The 15130-nt window shown below is 68.6% G+C and carries 17 protein-coding genes; 1 reads left to right on the forward strand and 16 read right to left on the reverse strand.

Features of this window, described 5'->3' with window-relative positions:
- Positions 1–29 precede the first annotated feature (29 nt).
- From M3667_RS01635 to prmC, 16 genes are all read right to left on the reverse strand, one after another.
- Positions 30–803, reverse strand: coding sequence for a protein phosphatase 2C domain-containing protein (locus M3667_RS01635; RefSeq protein ID WP_251504160.1), 774 nt, complete (start codon positions 801–803; stop codon positions 30–32).
- A gap of 131 nt (positions 804–934) precedes the next feature.
- Entirely contained in the window at positions 935–1915 is a 981-nt protein-coding gene (locus M3667_RS01640; protein WP_251504163.1) for an aldo/keto reductase, read from the reverse strand.
- A gap of 76 nt (positions 1916–1991) precedes the next feature.
- Positions 1992–2696 (reverse strand): DUF5684 domain-containing protein, encoded by a 705-nt coding sequence (locus tag M3667_RS01645; RefSeq protein WP_251504166.1) that lies wholly within the window; start codon positions 2694–2696, stop codon positions 1992–1994.
- A gap of 107 nt (positions 2697–2803) precedes the next feature.
- Positions 2804–3553: a YaaA family protein gene (locus M3667_RS01650; RefSeq protein ID WP_251504169.1), complete on the reverse strand. Its 750-nt coding sequence runs from the start codon at positions 3551–3553 to the stop codon at positions 2804–2806.
- Positions 3554–3624: 71 nt separating this feature from the next.
- The gene (locus M3667_RS01655) at positions 3625–3885 is read right to left on the reverse strand and encodes a F0F1 ATP synthase subunit epsilon (protein ID WP_056227136.1); all 261 of its coding nucleotides are present in this window, start codon (positions 3883–3885) and stop codon (positions 3625–3627) included.
- A gap of 1 nt (position 3886) precedes the next feature.
- Positions 3887–5335, reverse strand: a complete 1449-nt coding sequence (gene atpD, locus M3667_RS01660) for a F0F1 ATP synthase subunit beta (RefSeq protein WP_251504172.1) — start codon at positions 5333–5335, stop codon at positions 3887–3889.
- Positions 5336–5357: 22 nt separating this feature from the next.
- Positions 5358–6257, reverse strand: a complete 900-nt coding sequence (locus M3667_RS01665) for a F0F1 ATP synthase subunit gamma (protein ID WP_251504175.1) — start codon at positions 6255–6257, stop codon at positions 5358–5360.
- Positions 6258–6283: 26 nt separating this feature from the next.
- Complete coding sequence (atpA, locus tag M3667_RS01670) at positions 6284–7915, reverse strand: F0F1 ATP synthase subunit alpha (protein ID WP_251504178.1); 1632 nt, start codon at positions 7913–7915, stop codon at positions 6284–6286.
- Positions 7916–7976: 61 nt separating this feature from the next.
- Positions 7977–8765 (reverse strand): F0F1 ATP synthase subunit delta, encoded by a 789-nt coding sequence (locus M3667_RS01675; protein WP_251504181.1) that lies wholly within the window; start codon positions 8763–8765, stop codon positions 7977–7979.
- Positions 8765–9325: a F0F1 ATP synthase subunit B gene (locus M3667_RS01680; protein ID WP_251504184.1), complete on the reverse strand. Its 561-nt coding sequence runs from the start codon at positions 9323–9325 to the stop codon at positions 8765–8767. Before M3667_RS01680 ends, M3667_RS01675 begins: the two co-directional genes overlap by 1 nt.
- A 34-nt stretch (positions 9326–9359) precedes the next feature.
- On the reverse strand, positions 9360–9593 hold the full coding sequence (gene atpE / locus M3667_RS01685; RefSeq protein ID WP_043360904.1) for a F0F1 ATP synthase subunit C: 234 nt from the start codon (positions 9591–9593) through the stop codon (positions 9360–9362).
- 44 nt (positions 9594–9637) lie between these two features.
- Positions 9638–10576 carry a F0F1 ATP synthase subunit A gene (gene atpB, locus M3667_RS01690; RefSeq protein WP_251504188.1) on the reverse strand — a complete coding sequence of 313 codons (939 nt, stop codon included), beginning with the start codon at positions 10574–10576 and terminating at the stop codon, positions 9638–9640.
- 103 nt (positions 10577–10679) lie between these two features.
- Entirely contained in the window at positions 10680–11168 is a 489-nt protein-coding gene (locus M3667_RS01695) for a hypothetical protein (protein ID WP_251504192.1), read from the reverse strand.
- Positions 11165–12340, reverse strand: coding sequence for an MraY family glycosyltransferase (locus M3667_RS01700; protein WP_251504195.1), 1176 nt, complete (start codon positions 12338–12340; stop codon positions 11165–11167). The genes M3667_RS01695 and M3667_RS01700 overlap by 4 nt, the downstream gene beginning before the upstream one ends.
- Positions 12337–13101, reverse strand: a complete 765-nt coding sequence (locus tag M3667_RS01705) for an L-threonylcarbamoyladenylate synthase (RefSeq protein WP_251504198.1) — start codon at positions 13099–13101, stop codon at positions 12337–12339. Before M3667_RS01705 ends, M3667_RS01700 begins: the two co-directional genes overlap by 4 nt.
- Positions 13102–13150: 49 nt before the next feature.
- On the reverse strand, positions 13151–14050 hold the full coding sequence (prmC, locus tag M3667_RS01710; protein ID WP_251504202.1) for a peptide chain release factor N(5)-glutamine methyltransferase: 900 nt from the start codon (positions 14048–14050) through the stop codon (positions 13151–13153).
- 141 nt (positions 14051–14191) lie between these two features.
- Between prmC and cysK the strand changes: the two genes are divergently transcribed.
- On the forward strand, positions 14192–15130 hold the full coding sequence (gene cysK, locus M3667_RS01715; RefSeq protein ID WP_144828571.1) for a cysteine synthase A: 939 nt from the start codon (positions 14192–14194) through the stop codon (positions 15128–15130).

Consider the following 15130-nt stretch of genomic DNA (forward strand, 5'->3'; position numbering starts at 1 on the left):
CGCGGCCAGCCGCGGTCAAGAGCGGATTCTCAGGAAGAGCGGCGCGCGACGTCGAGCACGACGATGGTGATGTTGTCGCGGCCGCCGTTCTCGAGCGCTGCGGCCATCATCGCTTCGACGGCCGCGGCGGGGTCGGCGTTGTTGTCGAGGAAGTGGCGGATGCCGAAGTCGGTGAGCTCTTTGGTCAGCCCGTCGGAGCAGATGACGAAGCGATCGCCGTCGAGCACGTCGAGACGGAGATAGTCGGGCTTGACGCTGTCGCTCGGACCCACCGCGCGCGTGATGACGTTGCCGTACGGGTGGTTCTCGGCCTCTTCGGGGCTGAGACGCCCGGCGGCGATCAGCTCTTGCACGACGGAGTGGTCCGTCGTGACCTGCACGATCTCGCCGTCGCGCAGCAGGTACACCCGGGAGTCGCCGATGTTCAGCGTGACCCAGTGCGGCTCTTCGGTGTGCGTCTCGAGATAGAGACCGGTGAGCGTCGTGCCGGTGCCCTCGTCGGTGGTCTCGGGGTGGGCGACGATGTCTTTGACGGCGCGCGAGAGGGCCTTCTCGATGTTCTTCGTCGAGACGCTCTGGTTGTCGACGACGGCGCGGAGGCGGTCGACCGTGCTGGCGCTGGCGATCTCGCCGCCGAGATGCCCGCCCATGCCGTCGGCGACGACGAACAGGGGGTACTCCGCGAGGACCGCGTCTTGGTTGACTTCGCGGCGACGGCCGGTGTCGGTGCTGGCCGCCCACGACAGGTCGAGCGTGGCGCCGTCGAGAGAGACGGTACGCGTGTGGGTGGTCACCTCGGGCACGAACGATCCTCCGGTTGGCCGACAGCTTCGCCGGCGGAAACGCACGGCCCTGTCATCTTAGTCGACGAGGGCACGCGAACCGCGGATACGCCGGCGCGTGGCATGACGGATGCGGCATCCACCGTCGACGTTCAGCCTGCCGCGGGGTCGGCGGGCAGGGGCAGGATCTCCTCGAGCTCGGCGATGTCGGCCGTGCTCGGTGTCCACGCGGTCGCCGCGGCGGCGTTCGCGCGGACCTGTTCGGGGCTCGTCGCGCCCGCGATGACGCTCGAGACGACCGGGTGCGCGAGGAACCATCCGAACGTGGCCTCGAGCATGTGGATCTCGCGCGCGTCGCAGAACGCCTGGTACCGCTCGAGCGCGTCCCACGGGGCGTCGCGCCACAGGTGCGGGCGCTGGCGCATGATGCGGCTGCCCTCGGGTCCACCCTCGCGCGTGAACTTGCCGGTCAGCAGACCGTTGTGCAGGGGGAAGAAGGGGAAGAACCCGAGCCCCCACCGCGCGGCGGCCGGGAGCACCTCGCGCTCCGCCGCGCGCGCCAGCAGGCTGTACTGGTTCTGCGCCGAGATGAAGCGCACTCCGGATGCCGCGTACTCGGCCTCGGCGATCTGCCACCCCGCGAAGTTGGAGTGGCCGACGTAGCGCACCTTCCCCTCGCGGACGAGATCCGCCAGAGCGTCGAGCGTCTCGTCGACGGGCGTGGAGGGATCGGGCGTGTGCAGCTGGTACAGGTCGATCCGGTCGGTGCGCAGCCGCCGCAGGGAGTCTTCCACCGCGCGACGGATGTGCGTGCGCGAGCCCTTCGCGCCGCCGAGGACGGGCGGGGCGAAATCGGCGTGCCCGAACTTCGTCGCGAGGATGACCTCGTCACGGCGACCCTCGAGCGCCTCCCCCATCAATGTCTCGGACAGGCCGAACTCGCGGCCGTACATGTCGGCCGTGTCGAGGAAGGTGACTCCCGCGTCGATCGCCGCGTCGAGCACCGCGCGCGTTCCCTCAAGCGTTTCGGTGGCGGTTCCCGCTCGTCCGAAGTTGTTGCACCCGAGTCCGATCGCCGAGACGCGGAGTCCGGAGCGGCCGACGGGACGGAGGGGCAGGTCTGCGGGGGTCATCCCTCCACGCTAGCGGCGGGAACGGCGAAGGGCTCCCCGCGAGTGCGAGGAGCCCTGCGTGAACCAGGCCGGTGGGTCAGACCGCGGGTCCGGCCGGCGGGGGCGGGGGCGTGGTGCCCGTCGCCGGCGGCGGCGGAGTCGTGCCGGTGGCCGGCGGGTTGTACGACTGCGGCGCCGGGGGCGGGGGCGTGCTGCCGTAGCCGGGAGCGCCGTAGCCGGAGCCGCCGACGCCCGGGCCGCCGTTGCCGGAGACCTGCTGGTTCGGCTGCACAGGGATCCCGTTCCACACCGTCTTGTCGGCGAGGAAGGAGTTGGCCCAGGGGGCGGGACGAATGGCGGGGTTCCACGGGTTGTTGCCGAACGCGAGGATCGCAAGGAAGATCCACTGCCCGAGGGGGCCGAGGATGAACAGCAGCAGGATGGGCCACTCACGACCGAACTTCGCGTTGACGCGGTACGACACCATGATCAGCGCGACGACGATCGCGATGCCGGCCAGGAAGTTCAGGATCGGAATCGCCGCCGCCACGACCAGGGCCAGGATGACCCACGGCGAGAGGTCACCCAGCTTGGCGAAGACCATGTAGTTGTAGATCGGGACCCAGGCGCGCCACTTGCCCTGGACGCCGGCCTTGTCGAAGATGCGCATCAGAAGGAAAGCACTGATGACGTACCCGGCGATGGAGAACAAGAAGATGAACAGGTAGACGATGCCGAGCAGAGCGGCTTCGGCTCCACTCGTCGTCCCGTAATCGCTGTAGGCGAGATAAGAAGTGTTCACGAGGTTCCTCTCGTACGGAGTCGTGCGCGTCGCGCGGCACCGGCGGGGCCCTCCCGCGACTCACATGGTAGCGAAGCTGTGACTTTCCTGACAGGGGTCGGAGGATGTCATACAATCAGCGCGATCTCGCCGGCATCCGCGTCCTGCAGCGCCCACCCTGCTGCTCGAGCCCACTCCCGGAAATCCCCCAGGCTCTCGATCCGGGGCCGCGTCAGTGCCAGGGACCGCACGAGGTCGCCCTTCGCGTGCTTGTTGAAGTGGTTGAGCGCTCGCACGGCGCCCCCCTCGCCGGGGGTGACCACGCGCACGTACACCGAGGGGACCTCGGTCGGCACCGGCCCGAGGGCGGCATAGGCCTCCGACCGCAGGTCGAGCACGAAGCCGAGCCGCAGCGCTGCGAGGGCATCGCTCACCGCGCCCGCCCACACGCGTCGCAGCGGGGGAAGCCCCGGAATCGACGTTCCCGCGGCCAGTCGATAGGCCGGGATCCCGTCGAGCGCGCCCACCGGTCCGAAGGGCGCCGAGTGGATCATGATGTGCTCCCCCAGCCACGCGCGGGCGTCGGCATCGAGGCCGGCGGCATCCAGGGCATCGAAAAGAACGCCCGTGTACCGATCGATCGCCGGCATGGTCGCGGCGGTCCGCAGCGCCGCATTGTCGACGATCTCGTGCCGACGCTTCTCGCTCAGCTTCAGCACCCGCGCGGCGAGGTCCTCGTCGGCCGCCAGGGCCACGAGCGCGTCGACCACCGTGTCGCGGGGGCCGCGCAACGTCGGCAGAGCCAGACCCTCGAGGTCGAGCGCCGGGCCCTCACCGCCGGGGCGCTTCGTCTCGGACGGGGGAAGCAGGACGAGCATGGGTACTCCGGAGAAGCAGCGACGCGCGCCGCCCGGAGAACCGGGCGACGCGCGTCAGCGATGAAGCGGCGTCAGGAGACGAGAGCGGCGTTTCCGGCGACGATGGTGAGTTCGTCGTCGGCCATCGACAGGAAGCCGTCCTCGGCGTTGGCCAGGATCTTCGTGCCGTCGGTGCGGGTGATGCGCACCTCGCCCTGGGCGAGGATCGCCAGCACCGGCTCATGCCCCTGCATGAAGCCGATCTCACCCTCGACGGTCTTGGCGACGACCAGCGTCGCCTCCCCCGTCCACACCTCGGCGTCTGCCGACACCAGGCTCACGCGCAACGACATGTCAGCCGTTCTCCTTCTGGATCTGCGCCCACTTGGCCTCGACGTCGTTGATGCCGCCGACGTTGAAGAACGCCTGCTCGGCGACGTGGTCGAAGTCACCCTTGACGATCGCGTCGAACGACTCGATGGTCTCCTTGATCGGGACGGTGGAGCCCTCGACGCCGGTGAACTTCTTGGCCATGTACGTGTTCTGCGAGAGGAACTGCTGGATGCGACGGGCGCGCGACACGACGATCTTGTCCTCTTCCGAGAGCTCGTCGACACCGAGGATCGCGATGATCTCCTGCAGTTCCTTGTTCTTCTGAAGGATCTGCTTCACGTCGGTGGCGACGCGGTAGTGGTCGGCACCGATGTAACGCGGGTCGAGGATGCGGCTCGTCGAGGTCAGCGGGTCGATGGCCGGGTACAGACCCTTCGACGCGATCTCACGCGACAGCTCGGTGGTGGCGTCGAGGTGCGCGAACGTCGTCGCGGGGGCCGGGTCGGTGTAGTCGTCGGCGGGCACGTAGATCGCCTGCAGCGAAGTGATCGAGTGGCCACGCGTCGAGGTGATGCGCTCCTGGAGCACACCCATCTCGTCGGCGAGGTTCGGCTGGTACCCCACGGCGGAGGGCATGCGGCCCAGGAGCGTCGAGACCTCGGAACCGGCCTGCGTGAAGCGGAAGATGTTGTCGATGAACAACAGCACGTCCTGCTTCTGCACGTCGCGGAAGTACTCCGCCATCGTCAGGGCCGAGAGGGCCACGCGCAGACGCGTTCCCGGCGGCTCGTCCATCTGGCCGAACACGAGGGCCGTCTTGTCGAAGACACCCGCCTCTTCCATTTCGCCGATGAGGTCGTTGCCCTCACGGGTGCGCTCGCCGACACCGGCGAACACCGACACACCACCGTGGTCCTGCGCGACGCGCTGGATCATCTCCTGGATGAGGACGGTCTTGCCGACACCGGCGCCACCGAACAGACCGATCTTTCCTCCCTGCACGTAGGGGGTCAGGAGGTCGATCGACTTGATGCCGGTCTCGAACATCTCGGTCTTCGACTCGAGCTGGTCGAAGCTCGGTGCCTTGCGGTGGATGCCCCAGCGCTCGGTGACCTCGATCGTCTCGCCGGGGGCGCCGTTGAGCACCTCGCCGGTCACGTCGAAGACCTTGCCCTTGGTGACGTCACCGACGGGCACCGAGATGGGGCCGCGGGTGTCACGCACTTCCTGACCGCGGACCATGCCGTCGGTGGGCTTGAGCGAAATGGCGCGGACGAGGTCGTCACCGAGGTGCTGGGCGACCTCGAGGGTGATCTCGGTCGACTGGTCACCGATGGTGATGGTGGTCTTCAGCGCGTTGTAGATCTCGGGGATCGCGTCATGCGGGAACTCGATGTCGACGACCGGGCCGGTGACGCGCGCGACGCGTCCGACGACGGCCGCGTCGGTCTTCTCGGCGGTGAGGCTCATGGCTTCTTCTCTCCTTGGGAACTTACTTGCCGGATGCCAGGGCATCGGCGCCGCCGACGATCTCGGCGATCTGCTGCGTGATCTCCGCCTGACGCGCGTTGTTGCGCAGGCGGGTGTAGTCGGTGATGAGCTTGTCGGCGTTGTCGCTGGCCGACTTCATCGCCTTCTGCGTCGCGGCGTGCTTCGCCGCCGACGACTGCAGGAGGGCATTGAAGATACGACTCTGCACGTACACCGGCAGGAGCGCATCGAGCACGGTCTCGGCATCCGGCTCGAACTCGTAGAGCGGGTAGACCTCGGCCTGAGCCGGAGCCTCGTCCGCCTCGAGGACCTCGAGCGGGAGCAGGCGCACCGATTCGGGCGACTGCGTCATCATGCTCACGAAGCGGTTGTACACGAGGTGGATCTCGTCGACACCGTCGTTGTCGCCGCCGGCCCGGTAGGCCTTCAGCACGGCATCCGAGATCGCCTCCGCCGTCGAGAACTGCGGAGTGTCGGTGTCGCCGACCCACTGCTCGATGCTCGGCATGCGACGGAACTGGAAGTACCCGACGGCCTTGCGACCGACCAGGTAGAAGACGACCTCTTTGCCCTGCGACCGCAGCAGCTCGGCCAGCTCGAGAGCCTCACGGAGGATCTGCGAGTTGAACGCGCCGGCGAGGCCGCGGTCGGAGGTGAAGACCACGAGGGCCGAACGGCGGATGTTCTCGCGCTCGGTCGTCAGCGGGTGATCGACCGAGGAGTGCGTGGCCACCGCGGAGACGGCGCTCGTGACGGCTCGCGCGAAGGGAGATGCCGCACGCACACGCGCCATCGCCTTCTGGATGCGCGACGCCGCGATGAGCTCCATCGCCTTCGTGATCTTCTTGGTCGTCTGAGCAGAAGAGATCTTCTGCTTGTAGACCCGCAGTTGTGCGCCCATGATTTACGTCCTCGTGTCGTCGCTACTCAGCGACGGCCCTTGACGATTCGCTCCTGATTGACGTCTTCGGCCTCGGCGGCGTCGACCTTCTCGGCACCGACGACGCTGGCGTCCTGACCCGGCTGGAACTCCTCCGAGAAGGCATCGACGTGCTTCTCGAGCTCGGCGAGCGTGTCGTCACCGAGCACGTTGGTCTCGCGCAGGGTGTCGAGCACGGTCGAGTTGCGACGGAGGTAGTCGAGCAGCTCGCGCTCGAAGCGCAGCACGTCGGAGACCTCGACGGTGTCGAGCTTGCCGTTGGTTCCGGCCCAGATCGACACGACCTGCTCCTCGACCGGGTACGGCGAGTACTGGGGCTGCTTCAGCAGCTCCGTCAGGCGCGCACCACGGGCCAGCTGACGACGCGAAGCCGCGTCGAGGTCGCTCGCGAACATCGCGAAGGCCTCAAGCGAGCGGTACTGCGCGAGCTCGAGCTTCAGGGTTCCGGAGACCTTCTTGATCGACTTGACCTGAGCGTCACCACCCACGCGCGACACCGAGATACCCACGTCGACCGCGGGACGCTGGTTGGCGTTGAAGAGGTCGGACTGCAGGAAGATCTGGCCGTCGGTGATCGAGATCACGTTGGTCGGGATGTACGCCGAGACGTCGTTGGCCTTGGTCTCGATGATGGGCAGACCCGTCATCGAGCCGGCGCCGAGCTCGTCGGACAGCTTCGCGCAACGCTCGAGCAGACGCGAGTGCAGGTAGAAGACGTCGCCGGGGTACGCCTCGCGGCCCGGCGGGCGGCGCAGCAGAAGCGAAACGGCACGGTAGGCCTCGGCCTGCTTCGACAGGTCGTCGAAGATGATCAGCACGTGCTTGCCGCCGTACATCCAGTGCTGGCCGATGGCCGAACCGGTGTAGGGGGCGAGGTACTTGAAGCCGGCGGGGTCGGAGGCGGGGGCCGCGACGATGGTGGTGTACTCCATCGCACCGGCGTCCTCGAGCGCGCCCTTCACCGAAGCGATGGTCGAGCCCTTCTGGCCGATGGCGACGTAGATGCAGCGCACCTGCTTGTCGACGTCGCCCGACTCCCAGTTGGCCTTCTGGTTGATGATCGTGTCGATCGCGATGGCCGTCTTACCGGTCTGGCGGTCGCCGATGATGAGCTGACGCTGGCCGCGGCCGACGGGGATCATGGCGTCGATGGCCTTGATGCCGGTCTGCAGGGGCTCGTGCACGCTCTTGCGCTGCATGACGCCGGGCGCCTGGAGCTCGAGAGCACGACGGCCCTCGATCGCGATCTCGCCGAGACCGTCGATCGGGTTGCCGAGCGGGTCGACGACGCGGCCGAGGAAGCCGTCGCCGACGCCGACCGAGAGCACCTCGCCGGTGCGGGTGACGCTCTGGCCCTCTTCGATGCCGGAGAACTCGCCGAGCACGACGACACCGATCTCGTTCTCGTCGAGGTTCTGGGCGAGGCCCAGCGTGCCGTTCGCGAAGCGGATGAGCTCGTTGGCCATCACGCCCGGGAGGCCCTCGACGTGAGCGATGCCGTCGGCCGCGTCGACGACGGCGCCGACCTCGGTCGCCGCAGCGCCGGTGGGCTCGTAGGCGGTGACGAAGTCCTTCAGCGCGTCACGAATGACGTCGGGGCTGATAGAGAGATCTGCCATTGTCTTCCTTCGTTCGTGGGGCACTGGGCCCCCAGATCAACGCCCACTCGGGCGGAAAGTCTTAGCCTGCGATCCGCTGGCGGAGGTCGGCGAGACGTGCGGACACGCTCGCGTCGATGACGTCGTCGGCGACCTGCACGCGCAGTCCGCCGAGGACCGAGGTGTCGATCACGGTGTTCAGCGTGATCGCCAAACCGTAACGCGCGCTGAGAGCGTTCTGCAGGCGCGTCTGCTGGTCGGCGTTCAGCGGCAGGGCCGTGTAGACGGTCGCGACGATGCGCGAACGCTGATCGGCGACGATGCGCTCGGCGCGGCGCAGCAGGGCGCGCACGCGGCGACCGCGTGCCAGCCCGACCAGCGACGACACGATGAGCTCGGTGCCCGCGCTCGTGCGGCCGCCGAGCAGCTTCGACACCAGTGCGCTCTTCGCCGATGCGTCGCCGAGGCGACCGCCGAGGGCGAGTTCGAGCTCACCGTTCGAGGCGACCGTACGCGAGAACGCGAACAGTTCGGACTCGATGTCGGCCGACTCGGCGACGGAGGTCGCCTGGACGGCGAGCTCCTCGAGGCCTTCGACGAACTCGCCGGCGTTCGACCAGCGCTGCTGCGCGGCGCTGCTGAGCAGCGACACGGTCTGGGGCCGGTACGACGATCCGAAGACCGCCGAGACGAGCCCCGCTCGCGCCGCGGGCGGCACCGACGAGTCGGACAGCGCGCCGCTCAACTGCGCCGAGCCGCTCACGGCACCGACGGCCGCGAACAGTTCGCGCGCGACGTCGAGATCGACGCCCGAGGTGGAGGCCAGGGCCTCCGCGGTCGCGGTCCGCGCCTGAGTGGTCGCGCTGCCCATTACTTGGCCGCCTTCTCGGAAGCCTCGAGCTCGGCGAGGAAGCGGTCGACCACGGCGTTGGCCCGCGCGTCGTCCGTCAGGGTCTCGCCGATGACGTTGCCCGCGAGGTCGACCGCAAGGGTCCCGACCTCGGAGCGCAGCTGGACGAGGGTCGACTGACGCTCGGCCTCGATCTGGGCGTGCGCGGTCGCGGTGATGCGGGCAGCCTCGGCTGCGGCGGTCTCCTTGGCCTCGGCGACGATCTTGCGACCGTCCTGAGTGGCGCCCTCGCGGATCTCACCGGCCTGCTTGCGCGCCTCGGCGAGCTGAGCGGTGTACTCCTCGAGCGCGGCCTCGGCCTGGCGCTGGGCCTCGTCGGCCTTGGCGATGTTGCCCTCGATGGCGGCACTGCGCTCGTCGAGCAGCTTCGCCATGCGGGGCAGAGCGACGCGCCACACCACGACGACGATGATGATGAAGCACACCAGCGACCAGACGATGTCGTACACCGCCGGGATCAGCGGGTTCGGCGCCGCCTCGCCCGCGGGTTCCGCGGCGAGAGTGACAAGAGCGTTCAGCATCCTGTCTCCTTACAGTGAGTCGAGAGCGGCCGGATCAGGTGAAGATGAAGCCGGTCGCGATACCGATGAAGGCGAGCGCCTCGGTGAAGGCGATACCGATGAACATCAGGACCTGCAGGCGGCCCGCGAGCTCGGGCTGACGGGCGACACCCTCGATCGTCTTGCCGACGACGATGCCCACGCCGATGGCGGGGCCGATGGCGGCGAGGCCGTAGCCGATCGTGGCGACGTTACCGGTGACCTGGGCGAGAACCGTAGTTGCGTCCACGGGTTTTTTCCTTTCGTTGGGTGGCTCGGCGTGCGCCGAGCCGCTCAGTGCTCTTCTGCGACCGCGAGCTGGATGTAGACCGCGGTGAGGATCGCGAAGACGTACGCCTGGAGGAAGGCGACGAAGATTTCGAACAGGGTGAAAGCGAGACCGAAGGCGAGGGAGCCGGCGCCGAGCGCGATCCATCCGCCGCTGAGGCCGAACACGAAGAACTGGGTGGCCGAGAAGAACAGCACCAGCATGAGGTGGCCGACGACCATGTTCATCAGCAGTCGCAGCGTCAGCGTGACGGGGCGGATGATGAAGGTCGAGAGGAACTCGAGCGGCACGATGATGATGTACAGCGGCCACGGCACGCCCGAGGGCAGCAGGGCGTTCTTGAAGAAGCCGCCGGGGCTCTTCTTGATACCGGCGTAGATGAAGGTCACGTAGGCGACGATCGCGAGAAGCATCGGCACGGCGATGACGCTGGTACCGGCGATGTTCAGGCCCGGGATGACACCCGTGATGTTCATGAACAGCACCATGAAGAAGATCGTGGTGAGGATCGGCAGGAACCGCTTGCCGTCTTTGCGGCCCAGGATGTCTTCGGCGATGTTGACGCGGACGAAGTCCAGGCCCATCTCGACGATGCTCTGGAAGCGACCGGGGACGATCTTCATGCGGCGGGTGCCGACCACGAGGAAGATCACCAGAACGGCGGTCGCGAGGAACTGAACCAGGTTGATGCGCGTGATCTCGAACGGCGCACCGAAGATGAACAGCCCCGGGAAGGTGATGACCGCGTCAGGGAAGAACTCCGAAATGGACGGCGGGTGGAATTCCGCACCCGCAGACGCGAAGTTCGTGATCAGGGTCGCAGCTTGAGTGGACAGCGCTGGCTCCAGCTTCGGGGCATCGGTGTGAACCGTTGCGACGATGGTCGGTGAGAGTACCCGAAGTGCGAACCTGGAGGAGATTTCCCATCGCGGGTGGGTACTCATGCAACCCTATCAAACTCCCGGCGGATCCATGAGTCCGGGCATCCGATCGTCTCGCCGCCGGACTAACGTGCGCGGCTGCGGCGAGCGGTGGGTTATGGGCGATTCAGTCCCGTCGGTCGCCCGCATCGGGGTCGGTCGGGAGCGTCACGTCGCTCGCGCTCGGAATGCGCATGCGCAGCAGGACCACGACGTCGACGGCGAGCGAGGCGATCACGCTGACCACGAGGGCGACGTAGAACACGACCGGGTCGACCCAGTCCTGTCCGCGCAGCACGACGATCGCGACGATGAACAGCACGAGCTTCAGCAGCCAGCCGCCCAGCACGATGCCGAAGAAGATCGGCACGTAGAGGGGATCGCCGAACCAGCGGTTGGCGATCAGGATGCTGGTGGCCGTGACCGCGAGGAAGATCGCGCTGACCGCGACGCCCGACAGCGCGCTGCCGAGGCCGCCCGCTCCCCCGACGAGGAAGCCGACGACGCCGCCGACCACGAGGAGCGCGAGGGTCACGATCCCTCCCCAGACGAGCGCCGTGCGCAGCACGGGAGTGCTCGAGAGGGGACGACGATGGGCGGGGGCGGTGCTGCTCATGAGGGGGACTCCGGTCGGGTGGGTCGGGGGCGCCGCGCGAGGCGGCGCAGACGATGCTGCGAGGGCAGGAGGGTGAGGACCGCGCACGCGATGACGCCGACGACTCCGAAGGCGATGCCGAAGGCGTAGTCGCCGGGCCAGCTCTGCTGGGTGCCGATGTACATCAGCAGGAACGCCAGGCTCACCACGGCGGTCCAGCTGTAGAAGATCAGCACGGCGTCGCGGTCGGAGTGGCCCATGTCGAGCATGCGGTGGTGCAGGTGCTTGCGGTCGGGTGAGAAGGGCGAGCGCCCGGCCCACTGGCGACGGGCGACGGCCAGGCCGAAGTCGAGCAGCGGCAGCAGCACGATCACGACCGGGAGCAGGATCGGGATGAACGCACCGAGGAGCTGCGACCGGCCGATCTTCTCGGGGTCGAGCACCGCGGGGTCGAGCTGACCGGTGATGGCGACGGCGGAGCTGGCCATCAGCAGGCCGAGCATGAGAGCCCCGGCGTCGCCCATGAAGAGCTTGGCGGGGGTCCAGTTCATCGGCAGGAAGCCGAGGCACGCTCCCACCAGCACCGCCGCAATGAAGGACGCGAGGTTGAAGTAGGTGCTGGCACCGGTGTCGCGCACGAGCAGGTAGGAGTAGGCGAAGAACACCCCGTTGGCGATGAGGCACACCCCCGCGACGAGGCCGTTCAACCCGTCGATGAAGTTGACGGCGTTCATCACCACGACCAGGGCGAACACCGTGAGCAGGAAGCTCACCCAGCTCGAGCCCACCGTCAGCGCGCCGATGGGCAACGACAGGATCTGCAGTTGCCCGAACCAGGCGATGACGCCGGCGGCGATGAACTGCGCGCCGAGCTTGATCATCCAGTCGAGGTCCCACAGGTCATCGGCCACTCCCACCAGCACGATGAGCAGCACGGCTCCGAGCAGAGAGAGCACGGGGACCGGATCGGTCCAGAAGATCGCGAAGTAGGGGTTGCGACTCGACAGGGCGAACGCCGCGACGACCCCGAGGAACATCGCCACCCCGCCCAGGCGCGGCGTCGGCGTCTTGTGCACGTCGCGATCCCGGATGCCGGGATAGAGCTTGAACCGCAGAGCGAGCTTCCACACCACCCACGACAGCGCGAGCGTCACCGCGGCCGTGAAGAGGATGGTGAGGAGGTATTGGGTCACGGACCCGGCGCCTCGGCATCCGGGGTCGCGTCGGCGATCGGCGTGGCGTCGGACGAGGCGGCGGCGGATGCCGACAGGGTCGGGCCCTCGTCGACCGGGTCGGGCTCGAGCAGGTCGCCGAGCACGGCACGCAGGCGATCGCGCGAGATCGCGCCCTCGCGCAGCACGCGCACCTGCGGCTCGGCGCCGCCCACGAGCGTCGTGGCGTCGATGATGGTGGACGCGACACCGGTCTCGCTGGGACCCGCGTCGAGGTACGCCGCGACGCTGTCGCGCAGCATGTCGCGCGCGGAATCGATGTCGACGGCCGCCGGACGACCCGTCAGATTGGCGCTCGAGACGGCGAGGGGGCCGGTCTCCTCGAGCAGCTCGAGCGTGAGCTTCTGCGCGGGCATGCGCACCGCGACGGTGCCGTGCGTGTCACCGAGGTCCCACGACAGCGAGGGCTGCGCGGGTAGGACGATGGTGAGCCCGCCGGGCCAGAACTCGCGCACGAGGTCGTCGACCGCGGGCGGGATCTCGGCGACGAGCGCGCGCAGGGTGGCGACGCCCGGAACGAGCACGGGCGGCGGCTGCTGGCGACCGCGGCCCTTCGCCTCGAGCAGACCCGCGACGGCGCGCGCATTGAACGCGTCCGCGGCGATTCCGTAGACCGTATCGGTGGGGAGCACGACGAGTTCGCCTCTGCCGATCGCCTGACGCGCATGGCGCATCCCGGACAGCAGTTGCGACTCGTCACGGCAGTCGTAGACGGGAGACATGTCGGGGCACAGTCTAGTCGGGCCGCGTGGGAGCCGTGATCGGCCGCGATCAGGGACGGACGGCCGTCGTCGCGCGGTCGCGGGTGGTCAGGTCGGCGTGCGTCGCGGCCGATCTCCAGCCGTCGGCCGAGAGGATCGCGCGGATCTCCTCGCCCTGCCACTCGCCGTGCTCGATGACGATCGTGCCGCCCGGGTGCGCGAGGCGCAGACCCACACGACTGAGCGTGCGCACGGCATCCAGCCCGTCCGGTCCGCCGTAGAGCGCCGCGGGAGGATCGTACAGCCGCACCTCGGGGTCGCGCGGGATGGCGTCGTCCGGAACGTAGGGAGGGTTGGATGCCACGACCGAGACCGTGCCGTCGAGCTCGGGGAACGCGTCGGCGAGGTCGATGAAGGCGAGCTGCAGGTTCTGCGCGCCGATGCGGGCGAGGTTGAGCTTGGTCCAGACGAAGGCGTCAACGGAGTTCTCGGCGGCGAAGACCCGGGCGTGCGGGACCTCGGTGGCGAGGGCGAGGGCGATCGCTCCGCTCCCGGTACCGAGGTCGACGGCGATGGGGGCATCGGATGCCGCGACGCGCAGCGCGTCGATCGCCAGCTGCGCCACCATCTCGGTCTCGGGGCGCGGCACGAACACCCCCGGCCCGACGGCGAGCTCCATCGCGCGGAAGGGCGCGAGTCCGGTGAGGTGCTGCAGCGGCTCGCGGGCGCAGCGTCGGTCGACGAGGGGCGCGAGAGCACGGACGGCGGACTCCGGCATCCGGTCGCCGCGGATGGCCGCCGCCTGCACTCCCCCGCGCGAGGTCTCGAGCACGTGGCCGACGAGCAGTTCGGCGTCGACCTGTGCGTCGGGGATCCCGGCGGAGGCCAGTCTGGCGGCGGTCGCGCGCACCGTCTCGACGACGCTCGTGGCGGCGGGGGCGGGCGCGGGCGCGGAAGCTGTCTCAGGCATGACGGGAGTCGAGTTTAGTCGTGCGGGTCACGCCCCTGTCGGGCCGCCTGCGCGCATCCTGCCGCACGGCGTCACACAGGCGTCGGTGTCGGAGGGCTCACCTAGGATGATCGCGACCCGAACGACGGCGAAAGGCGAGCCATGCCCGGCATCCACCCCGACATCACGACAGCTTTCGGCGACACTCCGCTGGTGCGGCTGAACCGCGTCGCCGAAGGCACCGACGCGCAGATCCTGGCGAAGCTGGAGTTCTACAACCCCGCCTCGAGCGTCAAGGACCGCCTGGGCATCGCGATCGTCGATGCGGCCGAGGCCTCGGGCGAGCTCAAGCCCGGCGGCACGCTGGTGGAGTCCACCAGCGGCAACACCGGCATCGCCCTGGCCATGGTCGGCGCCGCCCGCGGCTACAAGGTCATCCTGACGATGCCCGCCTCGATGTCGAAAGAACGTCGCATCCTGCTAAAGGCGTTCGGCGCCGAGCTCGTGCTCACCGACCCCACCAAGGGCATGTCGCACGCCGTCGACGAAGCCAAGCGGATCGTCGCCGAGACCCCCGGCGCCGTCTGGGCCCGTCAGTTCGAGAACGAGGCCAACCCCGCGATCCACCGGAAGACGACGGCCGAAGAGATCCTGCGCGACACCGAGGGCAAGGTCGACTACTTCGTCGCCGGCATCGGCACCGGCGGCACCATCACGGGTGTCGGTCAGGTGCTCAAGGAGCGCGTGCCCGGGGTCAAGATCGTGGCCGTCGAGCCCGCCGACTCCCCCGTCCTCACGAAGGGCCACCCCGGCCCGCACAAGATCCAGGGCATCGGCCCCAACTTCGTGCCCGCGATCCTCGACCGCGACATCATCGACGAGGTCATCGACGTCGAGTTCGACGACGCCATCCGCCTGGCGCGCGAGACCGCGGCGAAAGACGGCATCCTCGTCGGCATGTCGTCGGGTGCCGCCATCTGGGCCGCCCTCGAGGTCGCGCGCCGCCCCGAGGCCGCGGGCAAGAACATCGTCGTCATCATCCCCTCGTACGGCGAGCGCTACCTCTCGACCGCTCTGTACGAGCACCTGCGCGAAGACTGA

This window comes from Microbacterium sp. P26, assembly GCF_023712585.1.
GTDB lineage: Bacteria > Actinomycetota > Actinomycetes > Actinomycetales > Microbacteriaceae > Microbacterium > Microbacterium algihabitans_A.